At 49.7% G+C, this 25,465-nt stretch carries 26 protein-coding genes; 17 read left to right on the top strand and 9 right to left on the bottom strand.

Going from position 1 to position 25,465, the window contains the following annotated elements; genetic code table 11:
* Positions 1 to 30: 30 nt before the first annotated feature.
* From MPHASIOC01_RS14400 to trxC, 3 genes are read right to left on the bottom strand one after another with little or no spacing between them, the layout of a single operon-like run.
* Positions 31 to 2,691: a bifunctional acetate--CoA ligase family protein/GNAT family N-acetyltransferase gene (locus MPHASIOC01_RS14400; protein WP_064596080.1), complete on the bottom strand. Its 2,661-nt coding sequence runs from the start codon at positions 2,689 to 2,691 to the stop codon at positions 31 to 33.
* 33 nt (positions 2,692 to 2,724) lie between these two features.
* A complete protein-coding gene (locus MPHASIOC01_RS14395; RefSeq protein WP_353612799.1) occupies positions 2,725 to 3,426 on the bottom strand; it encodes a tRNA-uridine aminocarboxypropyltransferase in 702 nt (233 codons plus the stop codon).
* A gap of 59 nt (positions 3,427 to 3,485) precedes the next feature.
* Positions 3,486 to 3,917, bottom strand: a complete 432-nt coding sequence (trxC, locus tag MPHASIOC01_RS14390; RefSeq protein ID WP_353612798.1) for a thioredoxin TrxC — start codon at positions 3,915 to 3,917, stop codon at positions 3,486 to 3,488.
* 204 nt (positions 3,918 to 4,121) lie between these two features.
* Between trxC and MPHASIOC01_RS14385 the strand changes: the two genes are divergently transcribed.
* A complete protein-coding gene (locus tag MPHASIOC01_RS14385; RefSeq protein WP_353612797.1) occupies positions 4,122 to 5,144 on the top strand; it encodes a tRNA/rRNA methyltransferase in 1,023 nt (340 codons plus the stop codon).
* A 61-nt stretch (positions 5,145 to 5,205) separates the two neighbouring features.
* Here the strand turns inward: MPHASIOC01_RS14385 and ung are convergent, their stop codons facing one another.
* Entirely contained in the window at positions 5,206 to 5,898 is a 693-nt protein-coding gene (gene ung, locus MPHASIOC01_RS14380; protein WP_353612796.1) for a uracil-DNA glycosylase, read from the bottom strand.
* A gap of 316 nt (positions 5,899 to 6,214) precedes the next feature.
* Between ung and grcA the strand changes: the two genes are divergently transcribed.
* Positions 6,215 to 6,598 (top strand): autonomous glycyl radical cofactor GrcA, encoded by a 384-nt coding sequence (grcA, locus tag MPHASIOC01_RS14375; protein ID WP_036116431.1) that lies wholly within the window; start codon positions 6,215 to 6,217, stop codon positions 6,596 to 6,598.
* A gap of 136 nt (positions 6,599 to 6,734) precedes the next feature.
* Here grcA and srmB read toward each other — a convergent pair whose 3' ends face one another.
* Positions 6,735 to 8,087, bottom strand: a complete 1,353-nt coding sequence (srmB, locus tag MPHASIOC01_RS14370; protein ID WP_353614943.1) for an ATP-dependent RNA helicase SrmB — start codon at positions 8,085 to 8,087, stop codon at positions 6,735 to 6,737.
* A 129-nt stretch (positions 8,088 to 8,216) separates the two neighbouring features.
* Between srmB and MPHASIOC01_RS14365 the strand changes: the two genes are divergently transcribed.
* Entirely contained in the window at positions 8,217 to 8,954 is a 738-nt protein-coding gene (locus MPHASIOC01_RS14365; RefSeq protein ID WP_064596068.1) for a tRNA(1)(Val) (adenine(37)-N(6))-methyltransferase TrmN, read from the top strand.
* Here the strand turns inward: MPHASIOC01_RS14365 and nadB are convergent.
* Entirely contained in the window at positions 8,939 to 10,558 is a 1,620-nt protein-coding gene (nadB, locus tag MPHASIOC01_RS14360) for an L-aspartate oxidase (RefSeq protein WP_064596065.1), read from the bottom strand. The two genes, MPHASIOC01_RS14365 and nadB, sit on opposite strands and share 16 nt — an antisense overlap.
* A 423-nt stretch (positions 10,559 to 10,981) precedes the next feature.
* On the opposite strand from nadB, the gene rpoE reads away from it, so the two are divergent.
* From rpoE to acpS, 11 genes are all read left to right on the top strand, one after another.
* Positions 10,982 to 11,557, top strand: coding sequence for an RNA polymerase sigma factor RpoE (gene rpoE / locus MPHASIOC01_RS14355; RefSeq protein WP_064596063.1), 576 nt, complete (start codon positions 10,982 to 10,984; stop codon positions 11,555 to 11,557).
* A 33-nt stretch (positions 11,558 to 11,590) separates the two neighbouring features.
* Positions 11,591 to 12,250: an anti-sigma-E factor RseA gene (gene rseA, locus MPHASIOC01_RS14350; RefSeq protein WP_064596062.1), complete on the top strand. Its 660-nt coding sequence runs from the start codon at positions 11,591 to 11,593 to the stop codon at positions 12,248 to 12,250.
* A complete protein-coding gene (rseB, locus tag MPHASIOC01_RS14345; RefSeq protein ID WP_064596060.1) occupies positions 12,250 to 13,206 on the top strand; it encodes a sigma-E factor regulatory protein RseB in 957 nt (318 codons plus the stop codon). The genes rseA and rseB overlap by 1 nt, the downstream gene beginning before the upstream one ends.
* The gene (rseC, locus tag MPHASIOC01_RS14340; RefSeq protein WP_064596058.1) at positions 13,203 to 13,682 is read left to right on the top strand and encodes a SoxR-reducing system protein RseC; all 480 of its coding nucleotides are present in this window, start codon (positions 13,203 to 13,205) and stop codon (positions 13,680 to 13,682) included. The genes rseB and rseC overlap by 4 nt, the downstream gene beginning before the upstream one ends.
* Before the next feature lie 202 nt (positions 13,683 to 13,884).
* A complete protein-coding gene (gene lepA / locus MPHASIOC01_RS14335) occupies positions 13,885 to 15,684 on the top strand; it encodes a translation elongation factor 4 (protein ID WP_064596056.1) in 1,800 nt (599 codons plus the stop codon).
* A 12-nt stretch (positions 15,685 to 15,696) separates the two neighbouring features.
* Entirely contained in the window at positions 15,697 to 16,671 is a 975-nt protein-coding gene (gene lepB / locus MPHASIOC01_RS14330) for a signal peptidase I (RefSeq protein ID WP_064596054.1), read from the top strand.
* A gap of 166 nt (positions 16,672 to 16,837) precedes the next feature.
* The gene (rnc, locus tag MPHASIOC01_RS14325) at positions 16,838 to 17,518 is read left to right on the top strand and encodes a ribonuclease III (RefSeq protein WP_064596052.1); all 681 of its coding nucleotides are present in this window, start codon (positions 16,838 to 16,840) and stop codon (positions 17,516 to 17,518) included.
* On the top strand, positions 17,515 to 18,420 hold the full coding sequence (gene era, locus MPHASIOC01_RS14320) for a GTPase Era (protein WP_064596050.1): 906 nt from the start codon (positions 17,515 to 17,517) through the stop codon (positions 18,418 to 18,420). Before rnc ends, era begins: the two co-directional genes overlap by 4 nt.
* 11 nt (positions 18,421 to 18,431) lie before the next feature.
* Entirely contained in the window at positions 18,432 to 19,172 is a 741-nt protein-coding gene (gene recO, locus MPHASIOC01_RS14315; protein ID WP_064596049.1) for a DNA repair protein RecO, read from the top strand.
* A 70-nt stretch (positions 19,173 to 19,242) separates the two neighbouring features.
* Positions 19,243 to 19,974 carry a pyridoxine 5'-phosphate synthase gene (gene pdxJ, locus MPHASIOC01_RS14310; protein WP_064596047.1) on the top strand — a complete coding sequence of 244 codons (732 nt, stop codon included), beginning with the start codon at positions 19,243 to 19,245 and terminating at the stop codon, positions 19,972 to 19,974.
* Positions 19,974 to 20,354, top strand: a complete 381-nt coding sequence (acpS, locus tag MPHASIOC01_RS14305; protein WP_064596045.1) for a holo-ACP synthase — start codon at positions 19,974 to 19,976, stop codon at positions 20,352 to 20,354. Before pdxJ ends, acpS begins: the two co-directional genes overlap by 1 nt.
* On the opposite strand, the gene MPHASIOC01_RS14300 is transcribed toward acpS, so the two are convergent.
* Together MPHASIOC01_RS14300 and MPHASIOC01_RS14295 are read right to left on the bottom strand one after the other, a co-directional pair.
* Positions 20,351 to 20,611 (bottom strand): YfhL family 4Fe-4S dicluster ferredoxin, encoded by a 261-nt coding sequence (locus MPHASIOC01_RS14300; RefSeq protein ID WP_064596043.1) that lies wholly within the window; start codon positions 20,609 to 20,611, stop codon positions 20,351 to 20,353. The genes acpS and MPHASIOC01_RS14300 overlap by 4 nt on opposite strands.
* Positions 20,612 to 20,657: 46 nt before the next feature.
* Complete coding sequence (locus MPHASIOC01_RS14295; protein ID WP_064596041.1) at positions 20,658 to 21,506, bottom strand: MurR/RpiR family transcriptional regulator; 849 nt, start codon at positions 21,504 to 21,506, stop codon at positions 20,658 to 20,660.
* A gap of 122 nt (positions 21,507 to 21,628) precedes the next feature.
* Between MPHASIOC01_RS14295 and murQ the strand changes: the two genes are divergently transcribed.
* The 3 genes from murQ to tadA all read left to right on the top strand — a co-directional run bounded on the left by murQ (position 21,629) and on the right by tadA (position 23,918).
* Positions 21,629 to 22,528: an N-acetylmuramic acid 6-phosphate etherase gene (murQ, locus tag MPHASIOC01_RS14290; protein WP_064596039.1), complete on the top strand. Its 900-nt coding sequence runs from the start codon at positions 21,629 to 21,631 to the stop codon at positions 22,526 to 22,528.
* Positions 22,515 to 23,186, top strand: coding sequence for a phosphatidylglycerophosphatase C (yfhb, locus tag MPHASIOC01_RS14285; RefSeq protein ID WP_064596037.1), 672 nt, complete (start codon positions 22,515 to 22,517; stop codon positions 23,184 to 23,186). Before murQ ends, yfhb begins: the two co-directional genes overlap by 14 nt.
* 252 nt (positions 23,187 to 23,438) lie before the next feature.
* Positions 23,439 to 23,918 (top strand): tRNA adenosine(34) deaminase TadA, encoded by a 480-nt coding sequence (gene tadA, locus MPHASIOC01_RS14280; RefSeq protein ID WP_405027776.1) that lies wholly within the window; start codon positions 23,439 to 23,441, stop codon positions 23,916 to 23,918.
* Between the two features lie 3 nt (positions 23,919 to 23,921).
* Here tadA and mltF read toward each other — a convergent pair whose 3' ends face one another.
* Positions 23,922 to 25,367 carry a membrane-bound lytic murein transglycosylase MltF gene (gene mltF, locus MPHASIOC01_RS14275; protein ID WP_082917835.1) on the bottom strand — a complete coding sequence of 482 codons (1,446 nt, stop codon included), beginning with the start codon at positions 25,365 to 25,367 and terminating at the stop codon, positions 23,922 to 23,924.
* Positions 25,368 to 25,465: the final 98 nt, after the last annotated feature.

Here is a 25,465-nt window from a genome sequence, read left to right as displayed (position 1 = left end):
CACTACAAGGCATGAATGTAGCTAACATATTCATAATTCAGACTCTGTTGATAGTGGCAGAGACAGACTGACAATGCCATCTTCCAGCATCGTCTCAATATGAAACCCCAGTTTTTTGGCGAGCGTTATCATCCCCTGATTTCCAGGCATGGTGATGCCGTTTAAATTATTGAGCCCATGTTCACGGGTATAGTTGATAAGTTTTTCCATCAACTTTCTCCCTAATCCCAACCCTTTAAGATCAGAGCGAACCAATACGGCAAATTCGGCATCGACATTATCAGGATCTGATATTGCCCGTGATACACCGATAATTTCATCCCCTCCAGGTGTTGAACGAACGGCCACAAAAGCCATTTCTCGATCGTAGTCTATCTGCGTCATGTTAGCTAAATCGTCATGGGTAAATTCATTGATTTCGCTGAAATAACGGTAATAGAGATCTTCTTTAGTTACCTGGCTGATAAACAGTTGCAGCAAGGGTTCATCCTCAGGAAGAATAGGGCGAAATAAACAGCTGGCACCACTTTTCAGTACGACTTGCTCTTCGAATTCATGAGGATAAGGGCGAATAACAAGCTGGCGTTGTACTGTATTTTCTTGAGGAACCAGTTGCAGTGTCACATCCAGCAAACTGAAATCACTGCCAGAAACCAGCAGTGGATGAATATCCAGCTTACTGATTTCCGGGCAATCAATAATCAGGTTAGATACTTGCACCAGAATGTGGCTCAGCCCGGTAATATCAAGTGGTGATAACGCACTTTGGCCACGGATCTTCCCTAATTTAATTGCCTGAATGATCAAATAGCGCGCAAGGTTCATATTCAGGGGAGGTAAGGCAACAACAGCTTGTTTATCTGGTTGCCAGTCCCGGCCACCTTCACCCAACATGATCAGCGGACCAAAAAGAGGATCGTTATCCACCTGGATACGGAGTTCCTGAGCTCCAGCCCGGTTAGCCATGCTTTGGACCAACAAACCATGAATACTTGCCTGAGGCCAGGTCAGCCTGACACGGTCAATAATTGCTTCTGCTGCATGCTCAACTTCAGCAGGGGTTCTGAGGTACAACATCACCCCCTGAACTTCGGACTTATGAGGAATATCCGGGGAACGTAATTTCAGGGCAACCGGGTAGCCAATTTGCTCTGCAATATGCACAGCTTCAGCGCTGTCACCAGCAATCCATGTTGGTAGTGTTTTCAGGCCATAAGCTTCCAGAATTGGGCGAACCTCATGGGTATCCAGTGTGGTGACGCCTTGCTCTAATGCTTGCTGTAATCTCCGGTGGGCTTCTGTTGTATTTTGTTGCAGGTTGGCGGGTAGTGCAGGGGTTTCACGCAATTGCTTTTGGTTGCGCCGGTATTCAACCATATGCATAAACGCGGTGATAGCACCTTCTGGTGTCCGGTAAGTAGGGATAGCTGCGTCACTGAATAACCGCCGGGCCTCAATCGAAGAATGCTCACCACACCAGTTTGTCAGGATGGTCAGGCGTCTGCCGCGCGGGTGCTGTTTCAATTGCTGGATAATCGCCTGAGCGCATTCTGTTGCCGGGGCTGCTGCACTGGGGGCGTGAATAATCAGCAACGTATCGATGTTACTGTCATCAAGCATACAGCTTAATGCCTGGCAATAATGTTCAGGAGTGGCATCATCCCGTAAATCGAGCGGGTTGCTGGCCTCCACACTGGCAGGAAGCAACTTTGCCAGTTGCCTACAGGTTTCTTCTGTTAGTTCACTTAGTTTGCCGTTTCTTAACCACAAAGCATCAATTGCCAGTGCGGCAGGTGCTGCCCCGTTACTCATGATCATAATCTTCTCGCCCTTTAGCGGGCGCATGTGGCTGAGGGTTTCTACTGCGGAGAAGAGATCATGAGTATCCTGAACACGCAACATACCTGCGCGCTGAATAGCCGCATCCCATGCAATATCCAGCCCACCGTGGGTTTTGAGTAACTTCCAGGCTTGCTCACTACGCCCGCTTTTGATGACAACAACAGGTTTGTTACGGGAGGCACTTCTCCCGGCAGACACAAAACGGCGGGCATCGGAAAGGTGTTCAAGATACAGCAGAATAGCGCTGGTCTTGCTATCCCGGGCTAAAAAGTCGAGCAGTTCATCTACGCTGATATCCAGGCTGTCGCCAAGCGCGACAAAATAAGAAAAACCCATTTCACGCTGTTGAGCCCAGTCAAGGATAGTGTTGGATACAGCAGCTGATTGGGAAATAAATGCCAGTTTTCCTTTGCGTATAGGAACAGGAGAAAAACTGGCATTCAGCCCTTGCCAGGGAGCAAGTAACCCGAGGCTGTTAGGGCCAAGAATGCGCATTTGCCATTGTTGGGCACAGGAGAGCAGCTCAGCCTGTTGCTCTGGGGGAGAAGAAAGCACAATACATGTTTTGCAGCCTTTTTTACCCAGTGCTGTTAGTAACTCAATGTTGCGTTTGGCATGGGTACAAAGTACGGCGAGATCTGGCGAAAAAGGTAATGCACTTACTTCAGGCCATGCCAGAACACCACAAACTGCTTTCCATGCAGGTGTTACGGGCAATACAGGGCCTTTGAACCCACCGGCCAGTAAGTTTTGCATCATCAGAAAACCTGCACGCCCGGGTTTCATTGAGGCACCAATAACGGCAATCGATGCCGGGCGTAATAGTGCTTCCAGTCCTCTCTGGCTCATCTTCCTCTCCCTAAGAGATATGACTCGCTGAGTTTAAATGCTTTCTTCCAGTTTTGCTGTGACCTTGTGTGAATGATGAGCTTTTCCGGCAAGATAACGTTCGCGGAACAGCGTGAAATGCCGGGTTAATTGCCGGGATGCAACAACATCACCAGACAGTTCCAGCAAGGCAATAGCCACTTCAGCTGTGCAATACTGCCCTTCACCGTGAGCTTCACGTAACTGGTAGGCGGAAGTGGCATTCAAATCGACAGAAATGACCGGTAGCGTGTCCAGCCAGGGGCTTTTACGAAACATTTTTCGGGCTTCGCTCCATGTCCCATCCAGCATAATAAACAGTAGCGGTTTCCCGGTAGTCGGGGGCCGATGATATACCTTGCGTGATTCACCCGTATCACTGGCCGGAAACACGACCATAGGTTGCCAGTCACCTGATGAAATTAATGATAATAGCGGTTCTGGTGGTTCGGTGCGTGACCACTGAAATGCGGTTGTTCCCGGCAGAATATCTGCAATCAGGCGGCCTGTATTACTCGGCTTCAATGGCTCAGTATCGTACATGAGTAAACTGAACTGGCTGCGTGAGGGTGCTGTAACCAGGGTGTCACATAAGCACTGCGTCAGTGCAAGCAGGCAGCGCTGGCAGCGACGAACCTTGTTGCCACGGGCAAGAAATGGGCGAGTGGACCGGGCGAGTCTTGCCTCGCGTAAGCGGAGAACGGCGTTATCGTGCATGGAAGTGGCTTACAAGAAAAACGCCATTCTCTCAGAGTGGAGATATTGGAACAAGTGATTCAGGATTGTGTTTCCAGGCTTTCATTCAACCATTCATCAAACGGAGCTTTTGGCATAGCACCATTGAGCATATCCACCAGTTCGCCTTGTTTAAACATCATGATGGTGGGAATACTGCGGATACGAAAACGCGCACTTAATTCTTGTTCGGCTTCGGTGTTGATTTTCACGAAACGTGTATGTTCGCGGCGTTCCTCCGCGACTTCTTCAAAAACAGGCGCGAAGTTACGGCACGGGCCGCACCAGGGAGCCCAAAAATCAATAACAACAGGCAGGTCATCTTTGAGGATTGTGTCCAGTGTTTTACTGGTAGCATTGACGATACTGCCATCAAACAGTGCGTGACCGCACCGGCCACATTTTGCGCCATCCTGGAGGCGTTCTTCGGGAAGGCGATTGATGGACTGGCAGGCGGTACATACTGTTTTCATAGTTAACCTCAACGATAATTCGTCACTGTGAAGTTACGGATAAATGTTTAATATATGTTGCGTATTATTATTGTTAAGGTTGCTAACAGCAATGCGATTTATTCGATGGGTACAATAGTTGTTAGCTTTTGCGTAAAGGAAATAGATAACGCTTGCTACATCAGGTAATCTTCGCGCTTCGCGCAGCGCTGGTGGAGAAAGAGAATGAGCGACGAGATGAAAGGTAAGAGCGGTAAAGTGAAGGTGATGTATGTTCGTTCGGATGATGCCTCAAGTGAACGTGGGCGTAATCCCCGCACAGGCAAAGGCGGCGGACGTCCGGATAAACCATCCCGGGGACAAGGGAAAGGTCCACGTAAAGACACTGACGGCAAGGCGTCGCGCGAACGTTCTCCATGGCGTACTGTGTCCAGAGCGCCCGGTGAAACAGAACAGCCTGAAGTGGATCATGGTGGTATTAGTGGTAAAAGCTTTATCGACCCGGAAGTTTTACGTCGGCAACGGGCAGAAGAAACGCGCGTATATGGCGTCAATGCCTGCCTGGCATTATTCCAGAATCGTCCTGAAGCGATTGTCCGTGGTTGGTTTGTTCAGAGCGTAACCCCGCGCTTCAAAGAGGCCTTGCGCTGGATGGCCGCTAACCGCAAAGCATACCATGTGGTTGATGATGAAGAACTGACGAAAGCGTCAGGTACTGAACATCATGGTGGTGTGTGTTTCCTGATTAAAAAGCGCCGTGGTATTGAAGTAGATACCTGGGTAAGCCAGGCTGGCGAAACTGATTGTGTTCTCGCGCTTGAAGATGTCAGTAATCCTCATAACCTGGGGGGGATCGTTCGCTCCTGCGCACACTTTGGTGTGAACGGGGTTTTGGTGAATGATGCCGGGTTACTGGAATCTGGTGCTGCGGTGAGAACAGCAGAAGGCGGAGCCGAGCATGTTAGCGCGATTACCTCCAGTAGTGTTGAGGAAGCGCTGCGTCAGTTCAGGGCTGCAGGCTACACCATTGTTGGCACCTCTGGGAAAGGTGGTACACCTTTATTTTCAGCAGAGTTGCCGAAAAAGGTTGTTTTGCTGATTGGCCGTGAAGGCAGTGATGAGAAGCATGAAGCTCTGCTCAATTCCGATTTGCATGTCTCAATTGATGGAACCGGCAGTGCCAGTAGCCTGAACGTCTCCGTAGCCAGCGGGATTATTCTTGCTGAATGGTGGCGCCAGAATCACTAAGTATTTTCAGGCGTAATGAACAAGCCGGGGCATTGATTTTGCGCCGGCTTTTTTACAGGCGTTACACTTGTGGTGCTTCAGGTAAATGAGGTACCCAATCAATGGGTGGCAGGCCACGTTCAGCTAAATACTCATTGGCCTTAATAAAATGCCCACATCCAAAGAAACCACGGTGAGCAGATAGCGGTGACGGGTGAGGAGCCTGTAAAACGACATGTCTTTGCCGGTCGATTATACTGCCTTTTTTCTGGGCATGGGCGCCCCATAACAGAAAAACGACACCTTCACAGTGCGCATTAATCAATGAAATCACTTTATCTGTGAATGTTTCCCAGCCAAAACTGGCGTGAGAATGCGCTTTCCCTGCCTCAACGGTTAGCACTGTGTTGAGCAGCAATACTCCCTGCCGTGCCCAGCTTTCAAGATAGCCATGGTTCGGGCGTTGAAAACCGGGTAACGAACCTTCCAGCTCTTTATACATATTCACTAGTGATGGCGGTGGTGTAATGCCTGGCAGCACAGAGAAAGCCAGACCATGGGCTTGCCCCGGGCCGTGATAAGGGTCCTGACCCAGAATCACGACTTTGATATCACCTAATTCTGTATAACGAAATGCATTAAACACATCTTTTGCTGGTGGGTAGACGGTAATACCAGACCGGCGAACATCAGCCACTCTTTGCAGTGTTTCGATGAAATAAGGTTGCTGTTTTTCCTCAGCCAGCACATCGTGCCAGGTTAGTTTTCCTGCCATGCCTCTCTCCCACAATTTTTCTGGAGCTAGCTTACCCTGTTCCCCCTACGAAGCAAAATAGCACCTTCATTTTTGTTTATTTCATTCAATTTTTTTTGAAAATTTACAAAACTTTTATCCATCAATGAAACGCATAAGTTGATGTAAAACAAATAGAACTATTAATGACCTTTTTAGTCGCATGGTTTTCTTTGATTAAAATCAAAGAATGCAGGCCTGGTGACTGGTATACAAACAATATCGCAACAATGGTTTTACCAATTGGCCAGGCGCTGGCCATTAAAATCACGAAGAACTGCTCTTAGGGAGACATAGCATGATTACTGGTATTCAGATTACAAAAGCTGCAAATGACGATTTGATGAACTCTTTCTGGCTGCTGGACAGCGAAAAAGGTGAAGCACGTTGTGTTTGTGCTAAAGCAGGCTTTGCCGAAGATGAAGTGGTTTCAGTTAGCAAACTGGGTGAAATCGAATATCGTGAAATCCCAATGGAAGTTAAACCAGAAGTTCGTGTTGAAGGTGGTCAGCACCTGAACGTGAATGTGCTGCGTCGTGAAACACTGGAAGACGCAGTAAAACACCCGGAAAAATACCCGCAACTGACTATTCGTGTTTCTGGTTATGCAGTGCGTTTTAACTCACTAACGCCAGAACAGCAGCGTGATGTTATTGCCCGTACTTTCACTGAAAGTCTGTAATAGCACGCCAACCGTTTTTTCAGCGCCATACCTGCGGGTGTGGCGTTTTTTTTTGTATTCATGGCTGGTCAAAACAAATAATAAGGCCCGTACATGAGCACAGGCCTGTCGTGTGGAATAACGTGTCCAGGATCAATTATGACTGTTTGTCAGTGCCTTCTGCTTCCGGTGAAGCCTGTTTAGCAGCAGCGGCTGGCTTGCGCCTTTTACCCACATTTTTGGTGTCACGGTGGCGCTGCTTCACTCGCCCTTTTGTTTTATCCTGCTCTTTTTTCTTCTCTTCACGGCGAGCTTTAACCTTTTTGGACGGTTTCCCTTTCAGTTTGTCACTCGGGGTTCGCGTGGTCGGCCTGAGCTCCTCAATAATGCGCGATTTGAGTGGCTCCTGAATATAACGCTCAATTTTGCCCAGCAATAAATGGTCGTGCGCTTCAACTAACGAAATAGCTGTCCCTTTGCGCCCGGCGCGGCCGGTTCTGCCAATGCGGTGAAGATAAGTGTCGCTCCCTCGCGGTAAGTCGAAGTTAAATACATGGCTGACATCAGGAATATCAATACCGCGAGCGGCAACATCCGTAGCAATAAGCACATTAACCCGGCCATCGGTCAGGCGTTTGATTGCTTCATTACGTTTAGCCTGAACCATTTCTCCCTCGAGATAACAGGTTTGAATTCCGGCATCACGCAGCCACCCGGCTAACTCATGCACACGCTCACGCTTACGCACAAAAACAATAGAACGTGTAACATCAGGCTGACCCAGCAGGTTTACCAGCAACGCAGTTTTATGCTCAACGTTGTCAGCGCGGTAATACCACTGGTGTATTTTTTTACGCTCACGAACGGATGGGGTGGCAGACACTTCGGCCGGGTCTTCAAGTAAACGTTCAGCAAAATCTTTTATCGCCTGCCCTTCAAGGGTGGCGGAAAACAACATGGTTTGTTTACGCCAGCGAGTTTCACCTGATATATGCTCAATATCCTGGGCAAACCCCATATCCAGCATCCGGTCTGCTTCATCGAGAATCAGCATTTCAACGGCGCGACAGTCGAAATTCTCTTCTTTAATGTATTGCAGCAGGCGGCCAGTCGTTGCGACAACAATGTCCTGGTTTTCACTGAATACTTCTGCGTGGTTCATGTAAGCGACGCCGCCAGTAATGGTGGCAATATCCAGCTTTGTATGGGCAGCCAGCTCTTTGGCATGCTCTGCAACCTGCATAGCCAGCTCGCGAGTCGGAGTGAGGATCAACACCCGAGGAGGCCCGGACTTTTTACGCGGAAAATCGAGCAGATGTTGCATCACCGGCAGTAAGTAAGCCGCAGTCTTCCCGGTTCCAGTTGGTGCAGAGCCCAGGATATCGCGCCCCTCCAGTGCAGGAGGAATTGCCTCAGCCTGAATAGCTGTCGGGCGAGTAAAGCCTTTATCCTGGAGTGCATCCAGCAGGCTTTCATCAAGTTCGAGTTCGGAAAAAGTGGTTACAGTCATCATCTACCTCTGAGTGGGGGGGCGATTATAGACGTTTAGGCTAATATGTTCATCTCTAATATCATGAACCCCTTTCCCCGTAACGCCCTTTCTCCTATGCTACAACGGATTCAGGTAAAGGTAGCAAGTATGACCGGGCATAAAGCAGTACTTCGTCGGGGTGGGTTCACCTTCAAACAATTTTTTGTGGCTCACGACCGTTGTGCGATGAAAGTCGGAACTGATGGTGTACTCCTGGGGGCCTGGGCACCTGTAGCCGGCGTGAAGCGCATTCTGGATATTGGCACGGGAAGTGGCTTACTGGCATTGATGCTGGCTCAGCGCACCCATGGGCATGCGTTCATTGATGCTGTTGAGATTGATAATGCAGCCGCTATTCAGGCACGGGAAAATGTCGCAGCTTCGCCATGGGCAGATAAAATTACGGTTTACCAGTCTGATATTAAACAGTGGCATTTGCAGCATACTGAACGTTATGAACTTATTGTCAGTAACCCGCCGTACTTCGACAAAGGTGTATCCTGCGCAACACCTGAGCGTGAACATGCTCGTTACACTACGCAACTCGATCATAGCTCTCTGTTGCAATGCGCGGCAGACCGCATTACTGAACAGGGTTTTTTTTGTGTCGTTTTGCCAGAATCAATAGGGCAGGCTTTTGTGTTGCAGGCAGAACAACAAGGCTGGCATTGCCGTTTTCGTGCGAATATCACTGAGCATGAAGGTAAACCGCCACACCGCGTGTTGCTCGGTTTGTCGCCCAGCGCCGGGGAATTCTTTGCAGAGCAAATTGTTATCCGTGGGTCAGACCAGCGTTACTCAGAGGCTTACACTGGCCTGACCCAGGACTTCTATTTATTTATGTAGCTGGTGGGTGAAAGAATCGTTGGCCCGGATTCAGGCAACATATCCGGGTAATCCAGTGTGTAATGCAGCCCACGGCTCTCTTTACGCATCAGGGCGCAACGGACAATTAATTCAGCAACCTGAACCAGGTTACGCAGTTCCAGTAGATTATTAGAAACGCGGAAATTGGCATAATATTCATGAATTTCTTGCTGAAGCATCATGATACGCCGTAACGCCCGCTCAAGACGTTTATTGGTTCGTACAATCCCCACGTAATCCCACATCAACAGGCGAAGCTCATGCCAGTTATGCTGAATGACCACTCGTTCATCGGCATCATCAACCCGGCTTTCATCCCATACTGGCAGGTATTGGGCATGTTTGGTTGCCGGCAGTCGCTTGTTGATATCTTCTGCCGCTGACCAGCCATACACCAGGCATTCCAACAGTGAATTCGATGCCATGCGGTTGGCGCCATGCAGACCGGTATAGCTTACTTCACCAATGGCATATAACCCGTCAATATCGGTTCTTCCGTGTTCATCAATCATCACACCGCCGCAAGTGTAATGCGCTGCGGGAACTACAGGAACAGGGTCGGTCGTTAAATCAATACCCAGCGTTAACAGCTTCTCGTAAATCATGGGGAAGTGCTGGCGAATGAAAGGTGCGGGTTTGTGGCTAATATTGAGGTACATGCAATCTGCGCCAAGGCGTTTCATTTCATGGTCAATTGCCCTGGCAACCACATCCCGGGGAGCCAGTTCTGCACGCGCATCAATCTCTGGCATAAAACGGGAACCATCTGCGCGAGTAAGATAGGCGCCTTCGCCCCGGAGTGCTTCCGTTAATAAGAAATTGCGTGCCTGTGGGTGAAATAACGCAGTGGGATGGAACTGGTTAAATTCAAGGTTTGCCACCCGGCAACCTGCGCGCCAGGCCATAGCTACACCATCACCAGAAGCAATATCCGGGTTTGTCGTATACTGGTAGACCTTTGATGCCCCTCCGGTTGCCAGTACCACAGAACGTGCCTTGCAGGTTTCTACTTTTTCTTTTTCACGGTTCCAAATCCATGCGCCGACAACTCGCCGGGTGCCGGATAAGCCAATCTTGTCTGAAATGATCAGGTCGACGGCATTAAACCGTTCGAGAACGCGAATATTAGGGTGGCTTAACGCCTGGCTGACAAGGGTGGTTTCGACTGCTTTACCTGTGGCATCGGCTGAGTGAAGAATTCGGCGATGGCTGTGCCCACCTTCACGAGTCAGGTGATAACCAGCTTCACCATTGGGCTGAGTTTCCGTATCGAACATCACGCCCTGGTCTATCAACCATTGCACACAATGTCGGGCATTGCTGGCAACAAACTCCACAGCACTCTGTTCGCAAATACCCGCTCCGGCTATCAGCGTATCTTCCACATGCGCTGTAACACTGTCTGTTTCATCAAAAACAGCAGCAATTCCGCCTTGTGCATAAAAAGTGGAGCCTTCGCTGATGGGGCCTTTGCTCAGTACAATCACCTTATGGTTGCTGGCAAGGCGTAACGCCAAAGACAAGCCCGCAGCACCACTCCCTATAATCAGCACGTCACTAATATAATCAGATGAAGTTGTCATGATATTGTGTTTAATTTACTAAACAAGATTTGCTGAGCATAGCACCTGGTTGTGAAAAAATGCATATTTTTTTTATTTTAGTAGCAAAGACTAAACAAGCGGGGTGGCGTCAGCCAGAGGAAAAGCAAATTTAAGTAAATATTTGCGAGGCTTACTCTTAGTCAGTGATTTTAAGGTGAAAAAACATGATGCATGAGATACCCTGCACAAGCCTGAATGCAACTATCTGTTTCCAGAATTTGCGTTTAGCTGCGGCAAAAAAGAATGAAAATGATATTTGTCCGTAATCGATGAACAAAAACAATAGCGTAATGGAACTCTGGTTGTTTCTGCGTGTCTTAGCTGGTGCTTGCTCATTGTGCGAAGACAGAGTGGCAGTTTGGTTACGCGTAGGAATTTGGGTTTGGGGAGAAATTACCTCGGATGAGCGAGCAGTTAGCGGATCAGGTTCTTGTCGAACGGGTCCAGAAGGGAGATCAAAAATCATTCAACTTACTGGTTGTTCGCTACCAGCATAAGGTTGCGAGTTTGGTTTCCCGTTATGTTCCTTCAGGTGATGTACCTGATGTGGTTCAGGAATCTTTCATTAAGGCATATCGCGCGCTGGATTCTTTCCGGGGTGAAAGTGCTTTTTATACCTGGCTGTATCGTATTGCGGTGAATACCGCGAAAAATTACCTGGTTGCTCAGGGGCGTCGCCCACCATCCAGCGATGTTGATGCAAATGATGCTGAAAATTTCGAAACGGGTGGGGCATTAAAAGAAATTTCGAACCCTGAGAACTTAATGTTGTCTGAGGAACTGAGACAGATTGTTTTCCGGACAATTGAGTCCCTCCCGGAAGATTTGCGTATGGCTATTACATTGCGGGAGATTGAAGGGCTGAGTTATGAAGAGATCTCAGCCATCATGGACTGCCCTGTGGGTACTGTTCGTTCACGTATCTTCCGGGCCAGGGAAGCAATTGATAATAAAGTTCAACCGCTTATCCGGCGTTGACGATAGCGGCATACTGGAAAAAGGTATCTAGGCATGCAGAAAGAAAAACTTTCCGCTCTTATGGATGGTGAAACTCTGGACAGTGAAACTATCAGCGAGTTATCGCGCGATAAATCACTATTACAGACGTGGGAAAGCTATCACCTTATCCGTGACACTCTCCGTGGCGATACAGGAACAGTCCTGGATTTGGATATTTCCGCCCGTGTTATGGAAGCCATAGAAAAAGAGCCCGCACGTAACCCGTCGCCTCTTATTACAGAATCTCAGCCAACGCCTCACCAATGGCAAAAAATGCCGTTTTGGAAAAAGCTTCGCCCCTGGGCGAGTCAGCTCACCCAAATTGGTGTGGCCGCGTGCGTATCGCTTGCCGTGATAGTTGGCGTGCAGCAATATAATACCGGTGGCAGGGCAACTGATTCTGTTGCTCAGCCTGAAACTCCGGTGTTCAATACTTTACCCATGATGGGTAAAGCCAGCCCGGTTAGCCTTGGTGTGCCGTCTGACAGCATGAGTGTGGATGGCGGCCAGCAACAAATGCAGGAACAACGTCGTCGCATTAATGCCATGCTACAGGACTACGAACTGCAGCGCCGGTTGCACGCAGAAAAACTGCAATTTGAACAGGCGCAAACCAGGCAGGCGGGTATTGAAGTTCCCGGCAATCAAACTTTAGGAACGCAATCGCAGTAATGAAGCAGCTTTTGTGCATTGTCTCTTTACTGGCTGGTAGTGTTTTTTTTACGCAGAACGCCTCGGCAGATACTACATCGCCCGGGGCGTTGTTGCAGGAAATGAACCATGCCAGCCAGTCCCTGAACTATGAGCTTTCTTTTATCAGCATCAATAAACAGGGTGTGGAATCGCTACGTTATTCTCATGCCCGGCTGAACAATGAAACTCTGGCTCAACTCCTTCAGATGGATGGCCCTCGCCGTGAAGTCGTTCAGCGCGGCAATGAAATCAGCTATTTTGAGCCAGGTCTGGATCCTTTCACGCTTAACGGCGATTATATTGTCGATTCGTTACCTTCCCTGGTCTACAGCGATTTCAAGCGCCTCGCGCCTTATTATGATTTTATTCCGGTTGGCCGAACCCGGGTTGCTGACAGGTTGTGCGAGGTTGTGCGTATTGTTGCCCGAGATGGCACGCGCTACAGCTATATTGTCTGGCTGGATAGCGAAACACATCTTCCGCTGCGGGTTGACTTACTTGACCGTGATGGAGAAACACTGGAGCAGTTCCGGGTTATATCCTTTACAGTTGAAGCGCAAGTCCCGGATAAAATAAAGAAACTTGAAAAGGCCAGTTTACCGCCCTTGCTTTCAATGCCTGACACGGAAAAAAACAACTTTACCTGGGCACCGACCTGGCTACCACAAGGTTTTACTGAAGTATCCAGCAGCCGTCGTCCTATACCGACTCTTGATGTTCCTGTTGAGTCTCGCCTCTATTCTGATGGTCTGTTCAGTTTTTCGATAAATATTAACCGTGCTGAAGGTGTTACCGGTGATCAGTTATTACGGACTGGCCGGCGAACAGTCAGCAGTGAAGTGCGTAACAGCATGGAAATTACTGTTGTGGGTGAGTTGCCACCACAAACAGCAAAACGTATTGCAGACAGCGTGAAATTCAGGGCTACACAATGATTAAAGAGTGGGCAACCGTAATTTCCTGGCAAAATGGTACAGCGACAGTTCAGTGTGATGTGCAGAGTGGTTGTAGCCAGTGTTCATCACGCAAAGGTTGTGGTAGCCGGGTATTAAACAAACTTGGGCCAGAAACGGTACACCAAATTTCAGTTCACTCGAAAGAGCCACTCCGTGCCGGGCAGAAAGTTGAACTGGGTATTGCTGAAAGCAGTTTGCTGGGTTCTGCTTTACTGGTTTATATGGTGCCACTCATTGGCTTGTTTATGGTGGCCGGTATTTGCCAGGGTGCATTTGCCAGCAACCTGTGGACTGGCATTGGCGCGCTGGCGGGTGGACTGCTGGGCTTTTGTGTTGCGCGTTGGGGAGCCTCCCGGCTGAGTGCACGCGCTTCAATGCACCCGGTGATTTTGAGCATTGGGTTGCCGCCTGACGCCTGGCGTACTGTTGATTCCTCTTCTGCCACTTCCAGGTAATCCCTCCCAAAAACAACAGGTGCCTGCTGCCGCCTCTCAATAAATGAAGTAACCGCGGCGCAGGAGTGCATGAGCATTTCCTCGCTTTCTGGTTGTAGTGTAGAATGCAGCGTTTCAGGCACCAGTCGGCCATAAAGATAGCAGGCTTATACAGCGCATAACGCGTAGCCCCCCAGGATTTGAAAGGCATAAATCTCCACATATGAAGAACATACGCAACTTTTCTATCATCGCCCATATCGACCACGGTAAGTCGACGCTGTCGGACCGAATTATCCAGATTTGTGGCGGTTTGAGTGACCGGGAAATGGCCGCGCAGGTGCTGGATTCCATGGATCTTGAACGTGAGCGCGGTATTACCATTAAAGCGCAAAGCGTGACACTCGACTACAAAGCAACCGACGGCCAGGTTTACCAGTTAAATTTTATCGATACTCCAGGCCATGTTGACTTCTCCTATGAGGTGTCACGCTCTTTGGCCGCTTGTGAAGGAGCCCTGCTGGTGGTTGACGCCGGGCAGGGAGTTGAAGCGCAGACTCTGGCAAACTGCTACACCGCTATCGAGATGAATCTTGAAGTGGTGCCCGTACTGAACAAAATTGACTTACCGGCTGCAGACCCTGAGCGTGTCGCAGAAGAAATTGAAGACATTGTCGGTATTGATGCCGCTGATGCTGTTCGCTGCTCGGCTAAAACCGGTGTGGGTGTGCCCGAAGTGCTGGAGCGCCTGGTTCGGGATATTCCGGCTCCGGAAGGCAGCCCGGAAGCACCACTGCAGGCTTTGATTATCGACTCATGGTTCGATAACTACCTGGGTGTTGTCTCTTTGATTCGTATTAAAAACGGTAGCCTGCGCAAAGGCGATAAAATCAAGGTGATGAGCACCGGGCAGACCTACAATGCAGACCGTTTGGGTATCTTTACGCCAAAACAGGTTGATCGCGATGTCCTTAATTGCGGCGAAGTAGGTTGGTTAGTTTGCGCGATTAAAGATATCCATGGTGCGCCAGTGGGCGATACGCTTACTTTGGCCCGGGCACCAGCGGACAAAGCTTTGCCTGGTTTCAAAAAAGTGAAGCCACAGGTATACGCAGGGCTATTCCCGGTCAGTTCCGATGACTATGAAGCGTTTCGTGATGCGCTGGGTAAACTCAGCCTGAACGATGCATCTTTGTTCTATGAACCAGAGACGTCCAGTGCACTGGGCTTCGGTTTCCGCTGTGGGTTCCTTGGCCTGCTCCACATGGAGATTATCCAGGAGCGTCTGGAGCGTGAGTATGATCTGGATCTGATAACAACAGCGCCAACTGTGGTGTATCAAATTGAAACCACGGCAGGTGAAGAGCTGTATGTTGACAGCCCCTCCAAGTTACCTGCTATCAATAATATTGCAGAATTACGCGAACCTATTGCTGAATGTAACATGCTGCTGCCGCAGGAATATCTGGGTAATGTGATCACGCTGTGCATTGAGAAGCGTGGTGTGCAGACGAACATGGTCTACCACGGCAACCAGGTCGCGCTGACTTACGAAATTCCAATGGCCGAAGTGGTTCTGGATTTCTTCGACCGCCTGAAATCAACCTCGCGTGGTTATGCTTCGCTTGATTACAACTTCAAACGTTTCCAGACTTCCGACATGGTGCGTGTGGATGTATTAATCAATGGTGAGCGCGTGGATGCTCTGGCAATCATTACTCACCGGGATAACGCCCCTTATCGTGGCCGCGACCTGGTTGAGAAAATGAAAGAGTTGATTCCGCGTCAGCAATTTGACATTGCAATTCAGGCCGCGATTGGTAACCACATTATTGCCCGTTCGACGGTGAAACAGTTACGTAAAAACGTACTGGCAAAATGTTATGGTGGTGACGTCAGCCGTAAGAAGAAACTACTACAGAAACAGAAAGAAGGTAAAAAACGCATGAAGCAGATCGGTAACGTAGAACTGCCTCAGGAAGCCTTTCTTGCAATTCTGCATGTGGGTAAAGATAGCAAATAATAAGGAGTTGGCATGGCAAATATGTTTGCCCTGGTCCTTGTCATTGCAACACTGGTGACGGGCGTATTATGGTGCATTGACAAGTTTATCTTTGCACCAAAGCGACGTGAGAAGCAGGCCGCCGCACAGGCGGCCACAGATGGTGCGCTGGATACGAAAACATTGAAGAAAGTTGGGCCTAAGCCCGGCTGGTTGGAAACTGGCGCATCAATTTTTCCGGTTCTTGCTATTGTTTTGATTGTGCGTTCATTTATCTTCGAACCCTTCCAAATTCCATCGGGTTCTATGATGCCGACGTTACTGATAGGCGATTTTATTCTGGTAGAAAAATTCGCCTATGGTATTAAAGATCCTATTTTCCAAAAAACACTGATTGAAACCGGGCACCCTAAACGTGGCGATATTGCAGTATTCAAATATCCCAAAGACCCGAGTCTTGATTACATTAAACGTGTTATTGGCCTGCCTGGTGATCGCATTACTTATGATCCATCAACCAAAGAACTGACTATTCAGCCGAATTGCAGTTCAGGCCAGGCATGTGGCAGTGCGTTGCCGATTACTTATTCGAACGTTGAAGCCAGTGATTTCGTTCAGACATTTGAACGGACCAGCGGTGGTGAGGCATCAAGTGGTTTCTGGCAATTGCCGCAAAACCAGACAAAAGATGGCGGTATCCGTCTTGCTGAGCGTAAAGAGAGCCTGGGTAACGTAACACACCGTATTCTTACGGTGCCTATTGCTCAGGATCAACTGGGTATGTATTACCAGCAACCGGGCCAACCACTGGCTACCTGGGTTGTGCCGCCGGGTGAATATTTCATGATGGGTGATAACCGTGATAACAGCGCAGACAGCCGTTATTGGGGGTTTGTACCTGAGGCTAATTTGGTTGGTAAAGCGACTGCAATCTGGATGAGCTTCGAAAAACAGGAAGGTCAGTGGCCGACTGGCATTAGATTTAGTCGAATAGGTGGTATTCATTAATTAAAAGATTAATCAGATAACGACATCCCTTGTTGTTGTGTATAGAATATCCCCCCGAGTTTTTAGGTTGGCTCCCTTAAATGGGAGCCACAGCACACGAAACAGGTTTGGAAATCAGCTCTGTTCCGTGTGCTGAATTGTTGACGCATTCATTAATTGGTATCACATGAACCCCATCTTAATTAATCGGCTTCAGCGGAAGCTGGGCTACACTTTTCATCATCAGGATCTTTTGCAGCAGGCATTAACCCACCGTAGTGCCAGTAGCAAGCATAATGAACGTCTGGAATTCCTTGGTGATTCTATTCTTAGTTATGTTATTGCTAATGCGCTCTATCACCGCTTTCCTCGGGTGGACGAAGGCGATATGAGCCGTATGCGAGCCACATTGGTACGGGGTAATACTCTGGCGGAAATTGCCCGTGAATTTGAGTTGGGCGAATGCCTGCGTTTAGGGCCGGGCGAATTGAAAAGTGGGGGGTTCCGTCGGGAGTCTATTCTGGCGGACACAGTAGAAGCACTGATTGGCGGTGTTTTTCTCGACAGTGATATTCAGACGGTGGAACGTTTGATCCTCAGTTGGTATCAAACACGCCTTGATGAAATCAGCCCGGGCGATAAACAAAAAGATCCGAAAACACGTTTACAAGAATTTCTGCAAGGGCGCCATTTACCATTGCCTGGTTATCTGGTTGTTCAGGTACGGGGCGAAGCCCATGACCAGGAATTTACGATTCACTGCCAGGTTAGTGGCCTGAGCGAGCCCGTGGTTGGCACTGGTTCCAGCCGCCGCAAAGCGGAGCAGGCAGCCGCTGAACAGGCGCTAAAACAGCTGGAGCTGGAATGAGCGAAGAAAATACTTACTGCGGGTTTATTGCAATAGTAGGGCGTCCGAACGTGGGTAAATCCACGTTGTTGAACAAACTGCTGGGGCAAAAGATTTCCATCACCTCGCGCAAAGCGCAGACGACACGTCACCGTATCGTCGGCATCCATACCGAAGGCCTGTATCAGGCAATTTATGTTGATACCCCAGGCTTACATATGGAAGAAAAACGGGCGATTAACCGCCTGATGAACCGTGCTGCAAGCAGCTCGATTGGCGATGTTGAACTGGTTATTTTCGTTGTTGAAGGTACCCGCTGGACGCCAGATGACGAAATGGTGCTCAACAAGCTAAAAGATGGCAAAGCGCCGGTAATTCTGGCTGTTAATAAAGTGGATAACGTGGCAGACAAAGCTGACCTGTTACCTCATTTACAGTTCCTGGGCCAGCAGATGAACTTCCTCGATATTGTGCCGATTTCCGCAGAAGACGGGACCAATGTTGACACCATCGCGAGCATTGTTCGTAAACATCTGCCGGAGGCTATTCACCATTTCCCGGAAGACTATATTACAGATCGCTCCCAGCGCTTTATGGCCTCAGAAATCATTCGTGAAAAACTGATGCGTTTCCTGGGGGCTGAATTACCGTATTCCGTTACCGTTGAAATTGAGCGTTTTGTTACTAACGAACGGGGTGGATACGATATCAATGGCCTGATTCTGGTGGAGAGAGAAGGTCAGAAAAAAATGGTTATTGGTAACAAAGGTGCCAAAATAAAAACCATTGGTATTGAAGCCCGCAAAGACATGGAAGACATGTTCGAAGCCAAAGTGCATCTTGAACTGTGGGTGAAAGTGAAATCAGGCTGGGCTGATGACGAGCGGGCGCTGCGTAGCCTGGGTTATGTCGATGATCTTTAAGGTCTGATACAGTGGAAGGCTGGCAGCGGGCTTTTGTTTTGCATGGTCGCCCCTGGAGCGAAACCAGCCTTCTTCTTGATTTGTTCACTGAAGAACAAGGGCGCATACGTGTCATTGCCAAAGGTGCCCGTTCCCGCCGTTCCCACCTTAAAGGCACTCTCCAGCCCTTCACGCCGCTTCTGGTTCGCTGGGGAGGGCGGGGTGAGGTGAAAACCCTGCGCAGTGCTGAAGCCGTCTCACTGGCATTACCTCTTACCGGCATCGCGCTGTACAGCGGTTTATATATCAATGAACTGCTTTCACGGGTACTTGAGCAAGAGACCCGTTATTCCGCACTATTTTTCGACTATTTGCACTGTATTCAGAATCTGGCCGGTGCAACCGGTTCCCCGGAGCCTGCATTACGCCAGTTTGAACTGGCGCTGTTGTCTTGCCTGGGTTATGGCGTCGATTTTCTGCACTGTGCCGGTTCAGGAGCACAGGTGGATGACACCATGACTTACCGTTACCGCGAAGAAAAAGGCTTTATTGCCAGCCTGGTCATTGATAACACCAGTTTTACAGGCCGGCAACTCAAGGCGCTCGCCAGCCGTGAGTTTCCTGATGCTGATACCCTTCGTGCCGCCAAACGGTTTACCCGTATTGCTCTCAAACCTTATTTGGGTGGAAAACCGCTGAAAAGCCGGGAACTTTTCCGCCAGTTCCTGCCGAAAAAATCGCCGCTTACTCCCGATGGCAGTGGTGAAGATTAAGCGAACGTAGCCAGGCTTTCGTTGCGCGGTGTACACTCCGCTAATATCGTATTCATAACGGAGAGCTGTCATGGCTGATTTGTTGTTAGGCGTTAACATTGATCACATTGCAACGTTGCGTAATGCACGCGGAACCGCATACCCGGATCCAGTTCAGGCCGCATTTATTGCTGAGCAGGCAGGAGCCGATGGTATCACGGTGCATTTGCGTGAGGATCGCCGCCATATTACCGATCGCGATGTGCGTATTTTACGCCAGACACTGCATACCCGAATGAATCTTGAAATGGCGGTAACAGAAGAGATGGTTGGCATTGCCTGTGAAACCCGCCCACATTTTTGCTGCCTGGTGCCAGAGAAACGCCAGGAAGTAACAACGGAAGGGGGGCTGGATGTCGCCGGGCAACCTGAGAAACTGGCAGATGCCTGCAAACGTCTGGCTGCTGCAGGCATTCAGGTTTCTTTGTTTATCGACCCTGAGCATGCCCAAATTGATGCCGCAGTGGCGGCAGGTGCCCCTTATATTGAACTGCATACGGGTTGCTATGCTGATGCAGAAGATGAAGTCACGCAGGCGAAAGAGCTGGCCCGTATTAAAGAGGCTGCTCAGTACGCAGCAAGCAAAGGCCTGAAAGTGAATGCCGGGCACGGGCTGACTTACCACAATGTCCAGGCGATAGCGGCCATTCCTGAAATGCATGAACTGAACATTGGCCATGCGATTATTGGCCGTGCGGTGATGTCCGGTCTGAAAGACGCTGTCAGCGAAATGAAACGCCTGATGCTGGAAGCCCGTGGCTGATGGCTATTGTTGGTATTGGTACGGATATCGTTGAAATCGCGCGTATCGAAGCTGTGATGGCGCGCACTGGTGAACGTTTTGCAAAGCGAATTCTTCATGCAAATGAATGGCAACAGTTTGCTGCTCACCAGCAGCCAGCACGCTTTCTGGCAAAGCGCTTTGCAGTGAAAGAAGCCGCATCGAAAGCCATGGGGACAGGTATTCGCAATGGCCTGGCGTTTGAGCAGTTTGAGGTGGTTAACGATGCGCTTGGCAAACCACAACTTTGCTTACATGGTGAAGCAGCAGCACTGGCTGAAAGGTTGGGGGTGAGTTCCATCCATGTCACTATTGCCGACGAACGGCATTACGCCTGTGCTTCAGTGATATTTGAGCGTTAGATTTTATCCGCATGATGGAGCAGGACGAATTTATCCCATAACTGCTCCTCACTTTCCTGGTGTGCCGGGTTAATAATAATTGTATTGGGGATGGGGCACACTTTCTGGCAGGTTGGTGTTTCGTAGTGGCCGATACACTCTGTGCATCGGTCTGCGTCAATCTGGTAGATATCCGCGCCCATGGAGATAGCCTGATTCGGGCACTCTGGCTCACACATATCGCAGTTAATACATTTTTTAGTGATCAGTAGTGCCATAATGCAGTCTCGGTAACGCAGAAAAAAAGGGCTGGTATTATACGCTTTAACTGAGTTTTTTTACCAGTTCCTCACTGTGGCGGATGCGATTTGGGGCATTATCGATGTCCTGCTGCACTAACCCCATGAATAAGAGATCGGCCAGCATCATTTGAGCGGAATTTGCGGATATCGACGCACTGCGTGTCGCCTGTTCTTCGGCAATGGTATACAGGCAGTGTGTTGCCCGTTGTTGCAGGCTATTCGGTGTAAAACCGGTAATCGCCAGCACTTTCGCACCCACCCGTAATGCTTCATCTGCGGCAAGATTAATCTCACGCCGCTCTCCCGTATAGGAAATAGCCAGAAACACATCTTCCTGGTTCATTGCCTGCACGCTGGATAATAATGCGTGGGTATCTAATACGGGAGCCGCCCGTAAACCGATTTTCATCATCTTCCAGGCCATATTCTGTGCCACTAACCCTGATGCGCCAATCCCGGTAAGAATGATTTGCCGGGCATGACGCAATAAAGTCACACTGCTGGTCAGTTTTTCTTCGGTGTTGACATCCAGCGAGGCATGCATCGCCGCAACGTTATCTTTTATGAGTTTTTCACCCACCAGGCGTAAAGGGTCATCGCCCAGAATTTGGTTATGAACTGGCACAGAATGTGGGTTAGGCGAATTGGCAAGCGCATCACTGATTGCCAGTTTCAGGGCGGGAAAACCTTTATATCCGAGCTTCTGCGCAAACTTTACCACACTGGACTGGCTGACACCGGATTCTTGCGCCAGTTGCTGTGAGCTTAAATGGCGGGCATGATCAGGATTAGCCAGGATGAAATCAGCAAGTTTACGGTCACTCTGAGCCAGTACTGGGTAACGCTGGCGAATGCGAATCAGGCAATTCATGGTCATTCCATTTGTCAGTATGCGGGCCGGTTGTTTAGCATGCGGCCAGTAATCTCGCAGAAAAGAATTTAATATTCCATTATAACGCGATTGTTGTGAATTAAATATTCTGAGGAAAAGAAATGAATCTTGGTGCTCTGGTATCAGAAAGTCGCAATCCCGAAACCATGGATTTAGACGCACTCACTACGCTGGAGATGGTGACACGCTTTAATCAACAGGATGAGCGTGTTGCGGCAGCAGTCCGGCTTACATTGCCAGAAGTGGCGAAGGCGGTTGATGCTGCGGCGGCAGCATTAAAGTCCGGTGGGCGAATCATCTACATGGGGGCGGGAACAAGTGGCCGCCTGGGCGTGCTGGATGCATCTGAATGCCCGCCAACTTTTGGGGTACCTCACGGTTTGGTTATTGGCCTGATTGCGGGTGGCCCCTCTGCGTTACTGAAAGCGGTAGAAGGTGCAGAAGACTCTCCGGAGCTGGGCGAAACTGACCTGAAAAACCTTAATTTGACTGAAAACGACATTGTTATCGGGCTGGCGGCTTCCGGCCGCACACCTTACGTGATTGGCGGCCTGAAGTATGCCCGTCTCCTGGGGTGTTGCACGGTGGCCATTTCATGCAACCCGGACTCCCCTATTGCGCAGGTGGCGGACATCGCTATTTCACCTGTCGTTGGTCCAGAAGCACTTACCGGGTCGACTCGCCTGAAATCCGGCACCGCGCAGAAACTGGTACTGAACATGATCTCTACCGGTGCGATGGTGCGGTTTGGCAAGGTCTGGCAAAACTTAATGGTGGATGTGAAAGCCACTAACGTGAAACTGGTTGACCGTACCTGCCGCATTGTTACCGAGGCGACAGGCCTGAGTTATGAGGCGGCAAAAGCCTTACTGGAACAAACAGGGTATGAAGCAAAGCCCGCTATTCTGATGGCGCTCTCCGGGCTCAATGCTCCAGCGGCAAAAGACAGGCTGGCTCTCCATAACGGTTTTCTGCGTGAGGCGCTGAATGATAAAACCTGAGGAAAATCAGCCAGTGGTAACACCACAATCTGCAGCGCGGCGTATTGTCTTTTTTGACCTGGACGGTACATTGCACCGGGAAGATCTATTCGGTGAATTTATGTTTTTTTTACTCCGCCGCCAGCCATTGAATGCCCTTTTATTACTCGTGGTGTTGCCGCTGGCGGCGGCTGGTTTTTTGTTGCAGGGCCGGGCTGTGCGCTGGCCAGTGAGCCTGCTGCTATGGAGTTTAACTTTTGGTCGCAGGCAGTCGCGGTTGTTAGCGCTGGAACAACAGTTCACGCTGGCGTTTCGCGAACGGGCGACAATATTTGAGCAAGTTCAGGCAAGGCTCGAAGATTACGCCCGTCAGGAAGATGTCGACATCTGGTTAATTACTGGTTCACCGGAAAGCCTGGTACGCAAAGTGTATGGGCAGGCACCCTGGTTTGCATCCGTTAACCTGATAGGCAGCAAAATAACCCGGGAGTGTGGTGCCTGGTGCTTGTCCCGGCGCTGTTTTGGTAAAGAAAAAGTGACCCAGCTCAGGTTGCGTATTGGCGAACCTCTGGCGCTATACAGTGGTTACAGTGACAGTGTCCAGGATAACCCTTTGTTGGCTTTTTGCCAGCATCGCTGGCGTGTTACACCTGGTGGTGAACTGGAGCAATGGCGTTGAGCTTGCCTGCTTCATCTTATGCGCTGCCTGTGTATAATGCGCGGCGCCTGGTAAATTTAGCCTTGATTCTTGCATCGCGGGAGTAACCGCGTTGTTGTCCATGTACCAGGCTGGTGTCCCGAAGCCGGGTATCAGGCTGCTTGTTTAGTTCTGCCCGCCAGAACCATCATGTGGAGGCACCTGCCATGCCAATCTTTTTGCTACTCACTGGAGAGAACTGTGACCGAAAGTGAAACCGACCATATTCGCTGGATGCGCCATGCGCTTAGCCTTGCTCAGCGCGCCTGGGATGAAGGTGAGGTTCCGGTTGGGGCAGTGCTGGTTTACCAGGGACAGGTGATTGGCGAGGGCTGGAACCGGCCGATTGGTCACCATGACCCAACAGCCCATGCTGAAATGATGGCCCTGCGCCAGGGCGGAATTGTGCTGCAAAACTACCGTCTGCTTGATACCACGCTATATGTTACGCTCGAACCTTGTGTGATGTGTGCAGGGGCTATGGTACACAGCAGAATAGGGCAATTAATATATGGCGCCAGTGATGTCAAAACGGGGGCTGCGGGCTCGCTGATGGATGTACTCGGGCATCCGGGCATGAATCATAAAGTATCAGTGGCTGGCGGGGTGCTGGCGCAAGAGTGTGCTGGTTTACTGAGTGATTTCTTTCGTATGCGCCGCCAGGTGCACAAGGCTAATAAACAGGCAGCCCGGCAACCATCCGAAGACCAGTGATTATCAACGCAACCTTATCTCAGGCATCAATTCTGCCAGTTGCGTTTTGTCCTGGTTGCTCTGTGCCACTTTCTCTTTTTCACGCAGATATCCGGCAAGGCTCAACTGATAACGCCGGATATTTTCAACATACTTATAAGCTTCATCACCACGCGCATAGCCGTATGTCGTTTTACTGTAATAACGCTTCTGGCTAAGTAGTGGCAAACGCTGCTTAACATCAGACCAACTGTCAGGGTCTCCTTTCTGGCGGGCTGTAAGGGCTCTGGCATCCATCATATGCGCATACCCCATATTGTATGCGGCCAGCGCAAACCAAATCCGCTCATCTTCCGGAATAGTTTGCGGAATTTTGTCCATCAGTTTGGTCAGATAACGTGCGCCACCACTGATACTCTGCTCCGGGTCTAGCCGGTCTGACAGCCCCATGCTTTGTGCTGTGTTGCGGGTTAACATCATCAACCCACGCACACCGGTTGGCGACGTCGCCAGTGGATCCCAGTGGGATTCCTGGTAGGAAATCGCTGCCAGTAATTCCCAGTTCATACCTGTGGCATATTTCTCAAACAGGGGGCGTAAATCGGGTAATACATTGTCAATCGCGCGCAAAAAAGTTCGCGTATCAACATAATCAAAATCACCTACGTGGCCCAGGTATTTTTCTTCCAGGCGCGCAAGGGTACCGTCTTCGCCAATTTGGTTAAAGAAATCCAGCATAGCGGCAGGAAGGCTGCCATCATTTTCTTTGCGGCTGAACCAGGTGACAGGTTGTTCATCGGTGACATCCTGCACAATCGCCAGTTGTGGATGCACCCGCTGAAATACACTGATTGCGACGGAATCGGCAATAGTAAAGTTAATTTTCCCCTCAACCACTTGTTCCATCAACGTTGTCATGTTGTGCCGGGCATCGGTTTGCCAGGTCAGATCCGGGTAGTGGGTTTCCTTCAGCGCCTTCAAGTCATCAATTACTGCCTGGCCTGGGGAGAGCACCAGTTCACCGGGTTTGACACCACCCAGAGAACGTGGGTGTGGGCTACCCATGCGATACACCATTTGCTGTGAAACTGAATAGTAGGTTGGCCCTGCCTGGTAATTTTTAGTGCGCTGTGGGCTGTAGATAAGCCCGGCAGCAAGAATGTCTGCTTTACCACTGTCCAGGTCATCGAACAGTTGATTCACATTCTGGCGAACGGTTACTTCAAGTTTAACGCCCAGGTAATCGGCAAACGCGCTGGCAAGCTGGTAATCCAGTCCATCGGGTTTGCCATTGACGGAGTTCCAGGTAAGTGGTGAGCTAATTGTGCTGACGCGTAAAACTCCCCGGGACTGAATTCCGGCGATTTCATTTTCGGCTTTGCCTAACCAGGAAATTGAGGGCCACAATGCCACTGCAAGCAACAAGGTTACGACACCGATGAGAAGATAATTAATCTTTAACTTTTTCAATTAGTTAAATCTTTACGGTGTAAAACAGTCAGCTAACAATAGTCATTCAGTAGTGGTATCCAGTGAGGAACTGAGCGGCATTTTGCTTAACAAAACGC

Origin of the sequence: Mangrovibacter phragmitis (assembly GCF_040429585.1) — a bacterium.
Taxonomy (GTDB): Bacteria; Pseudomonadota; Gammaproteobacteria; order Enterobacterales; family Enterobacteriaceae; genus Mangrovibacter; species Mangrovibacter phragmitis.
This window is presented reverse-complemented; position numbering and strand designations above follow the sequence as displayed.

Bases quoted from the DNA above. Each gene is read 5' to 3' on its own strand.
- rpoE (WP_064596063.1), top strand. From the start codon at position 10,982: ATGAGCGAGCAGTTAGCGGATCAGGTTCTTGTCGAACGGGTCCAGAAG.
- nadB (WP_064596065.1), bottom strand. From the start codon at position 10,558: ATGACAACTTCATCTGATTATATTAGTGACGTGCTGATTATAGGGAGT.
- era (WP_064596050.1), top strand. From the start codon at position 17,515: ATGAGCGAAGAAAATACTTACTGCGGGTTTATTGCAATAGTAGGGCGT.
- rseA (WP_064596062.1), top strand. From the start codon at position 11,591: ATGCAGAAAGAAAAACTTTCCGCTCTTATGGATGGTGAAACTCTGGAC.
- MPHASIOC01_RS14385 (WP_353612797.1), top strand. From the start codon at position 4,122: ATGAGCGACGAGATGAAAGGTAAGAGCGGTAAAGTGAAGGTGATGTAT.
- MPHASIOC01_RS14365 (WP_064596068.1), top strand. From the start codon at position 8,217: ATGACCGGGCATAAAGCAGTACTTCGTCGGGGTGGGTTCACCTTCAAA.
- tadA (WP_405027776.1), top strand. From the start codon at position 23,439: ATGCGCCATGCGCTTAGCCTTGCTCAGCGCGCCTGGGATGAAGGTGAG.
- rnc (WP_064596052.1), top strand. From the start codon at position 16,838: ATGAACCCCATCTTAATTAATCGGCTTCAGCGGAAGCTGGGCTACACT.
- MPHASIOC01_RS14300 (WP_064596043.1), bottom strand. From the start codon at position 20,611: ATGGCACTACTGATCACTAAAAAATGTATTAACTGCGATATGTGTGAG.
- lepA (WP_064596056.1), top strand. From the start codon at position 13,885: ATGAAGAACATACGCAACTTTTCTATCATCGCCCATATCGACCACGGT.
- trxC (WP_353612798.1), bottom strand. From the start codon at position 3,917: ATGAAAACAGTATGTACCGCCTGCCAGTCCATCAATCGCCTTCCCGAA.
- MPHASIOC01_RS14395 (WP_353612799.1), bottom strand. From the start codon at position 3,426: ATGCACGATAACGCCGTTCTCCGCTTACGCGAGGCAAGACTCGCCCGG.
- murQ (WP_064596039.1), top strand. From the start codon at position 21,629: ATGAATCTTGGTGCTCTGGTATCAGAAAGTCGCAATCCCGAAACCATG.
- grcA (WP_036116431.1), top strand. From the start codon at position 6,215: ATGATTACTGGTATTCAGATTACAAAAGCTGCAAATGACGATTTGATG.
- yfhb (WP_064596037.1), top strand. From the start codon at position 22,515: ATGATAAAACCTGAGGAAAATCAGCCAGTGGTAACACCACAATCTGCA.
- MPHASIOC01_RS14400 (WP_064596080.1), bottom strand. From the start codon at position 2,691: ATGAGCCAGAGAGGACTGGAAGCACTATTACGCCCGGCATCGATTGCC.
- lepB (WP_064596054.1), top strand. From the start codon at position 15,697: ATGGCAAATATGTTTGCCCTGGTCCTTGTCATTGCAACACTGGTGACG.
- rseC (WP_064596058.1), top strand. From the start codon at position 13,203: ATGATTAAAGAGTGGGCAACCGTAATTTCCTGGCAAAATGGTACAGCG.
- srmB (WP_353614943.1), bottom strand. From the start codon at position 8,087: ATGACTGTAACCACTTTTTCCGAACTCGAACTTGATGAAAGCCTGCTG.
- ung (WP_353612796.1), bottom strand. From the start codon at position 5,898: ATGGCAGGAAAACTAACCTGGCACGATGTGCTGGCTGAGGAAAAACAG.
- pdxJ (WP_064596047.1), top strand. From the start codon at position 19,243: ATGGCTGATTTGTTGTTAGGCGTTAACATTGATCACATTGCAACGTTG.
- rseB (WP_064596060.1), top strand. From the start codon at position 12,250: ATGAAGCAGCTTTTGTGCATTGTCTCTTTACTGGCTGGTAGTGTTTTT.
- MPHASIOC01_RS14295 (WP_064596041.1), bottom strand. From the start codon at position 21,506: ATGAATTGCCTGATTCGCATTCGCCAGCGTTACCCAGTACTGGCTCAG.
- acpS (WP_064596045.1), top strand. From the start codon at position 19,974: ATGGCTATTGTTGGTATTGGTACGGATATCGTTGAAATCGCGCGTATC.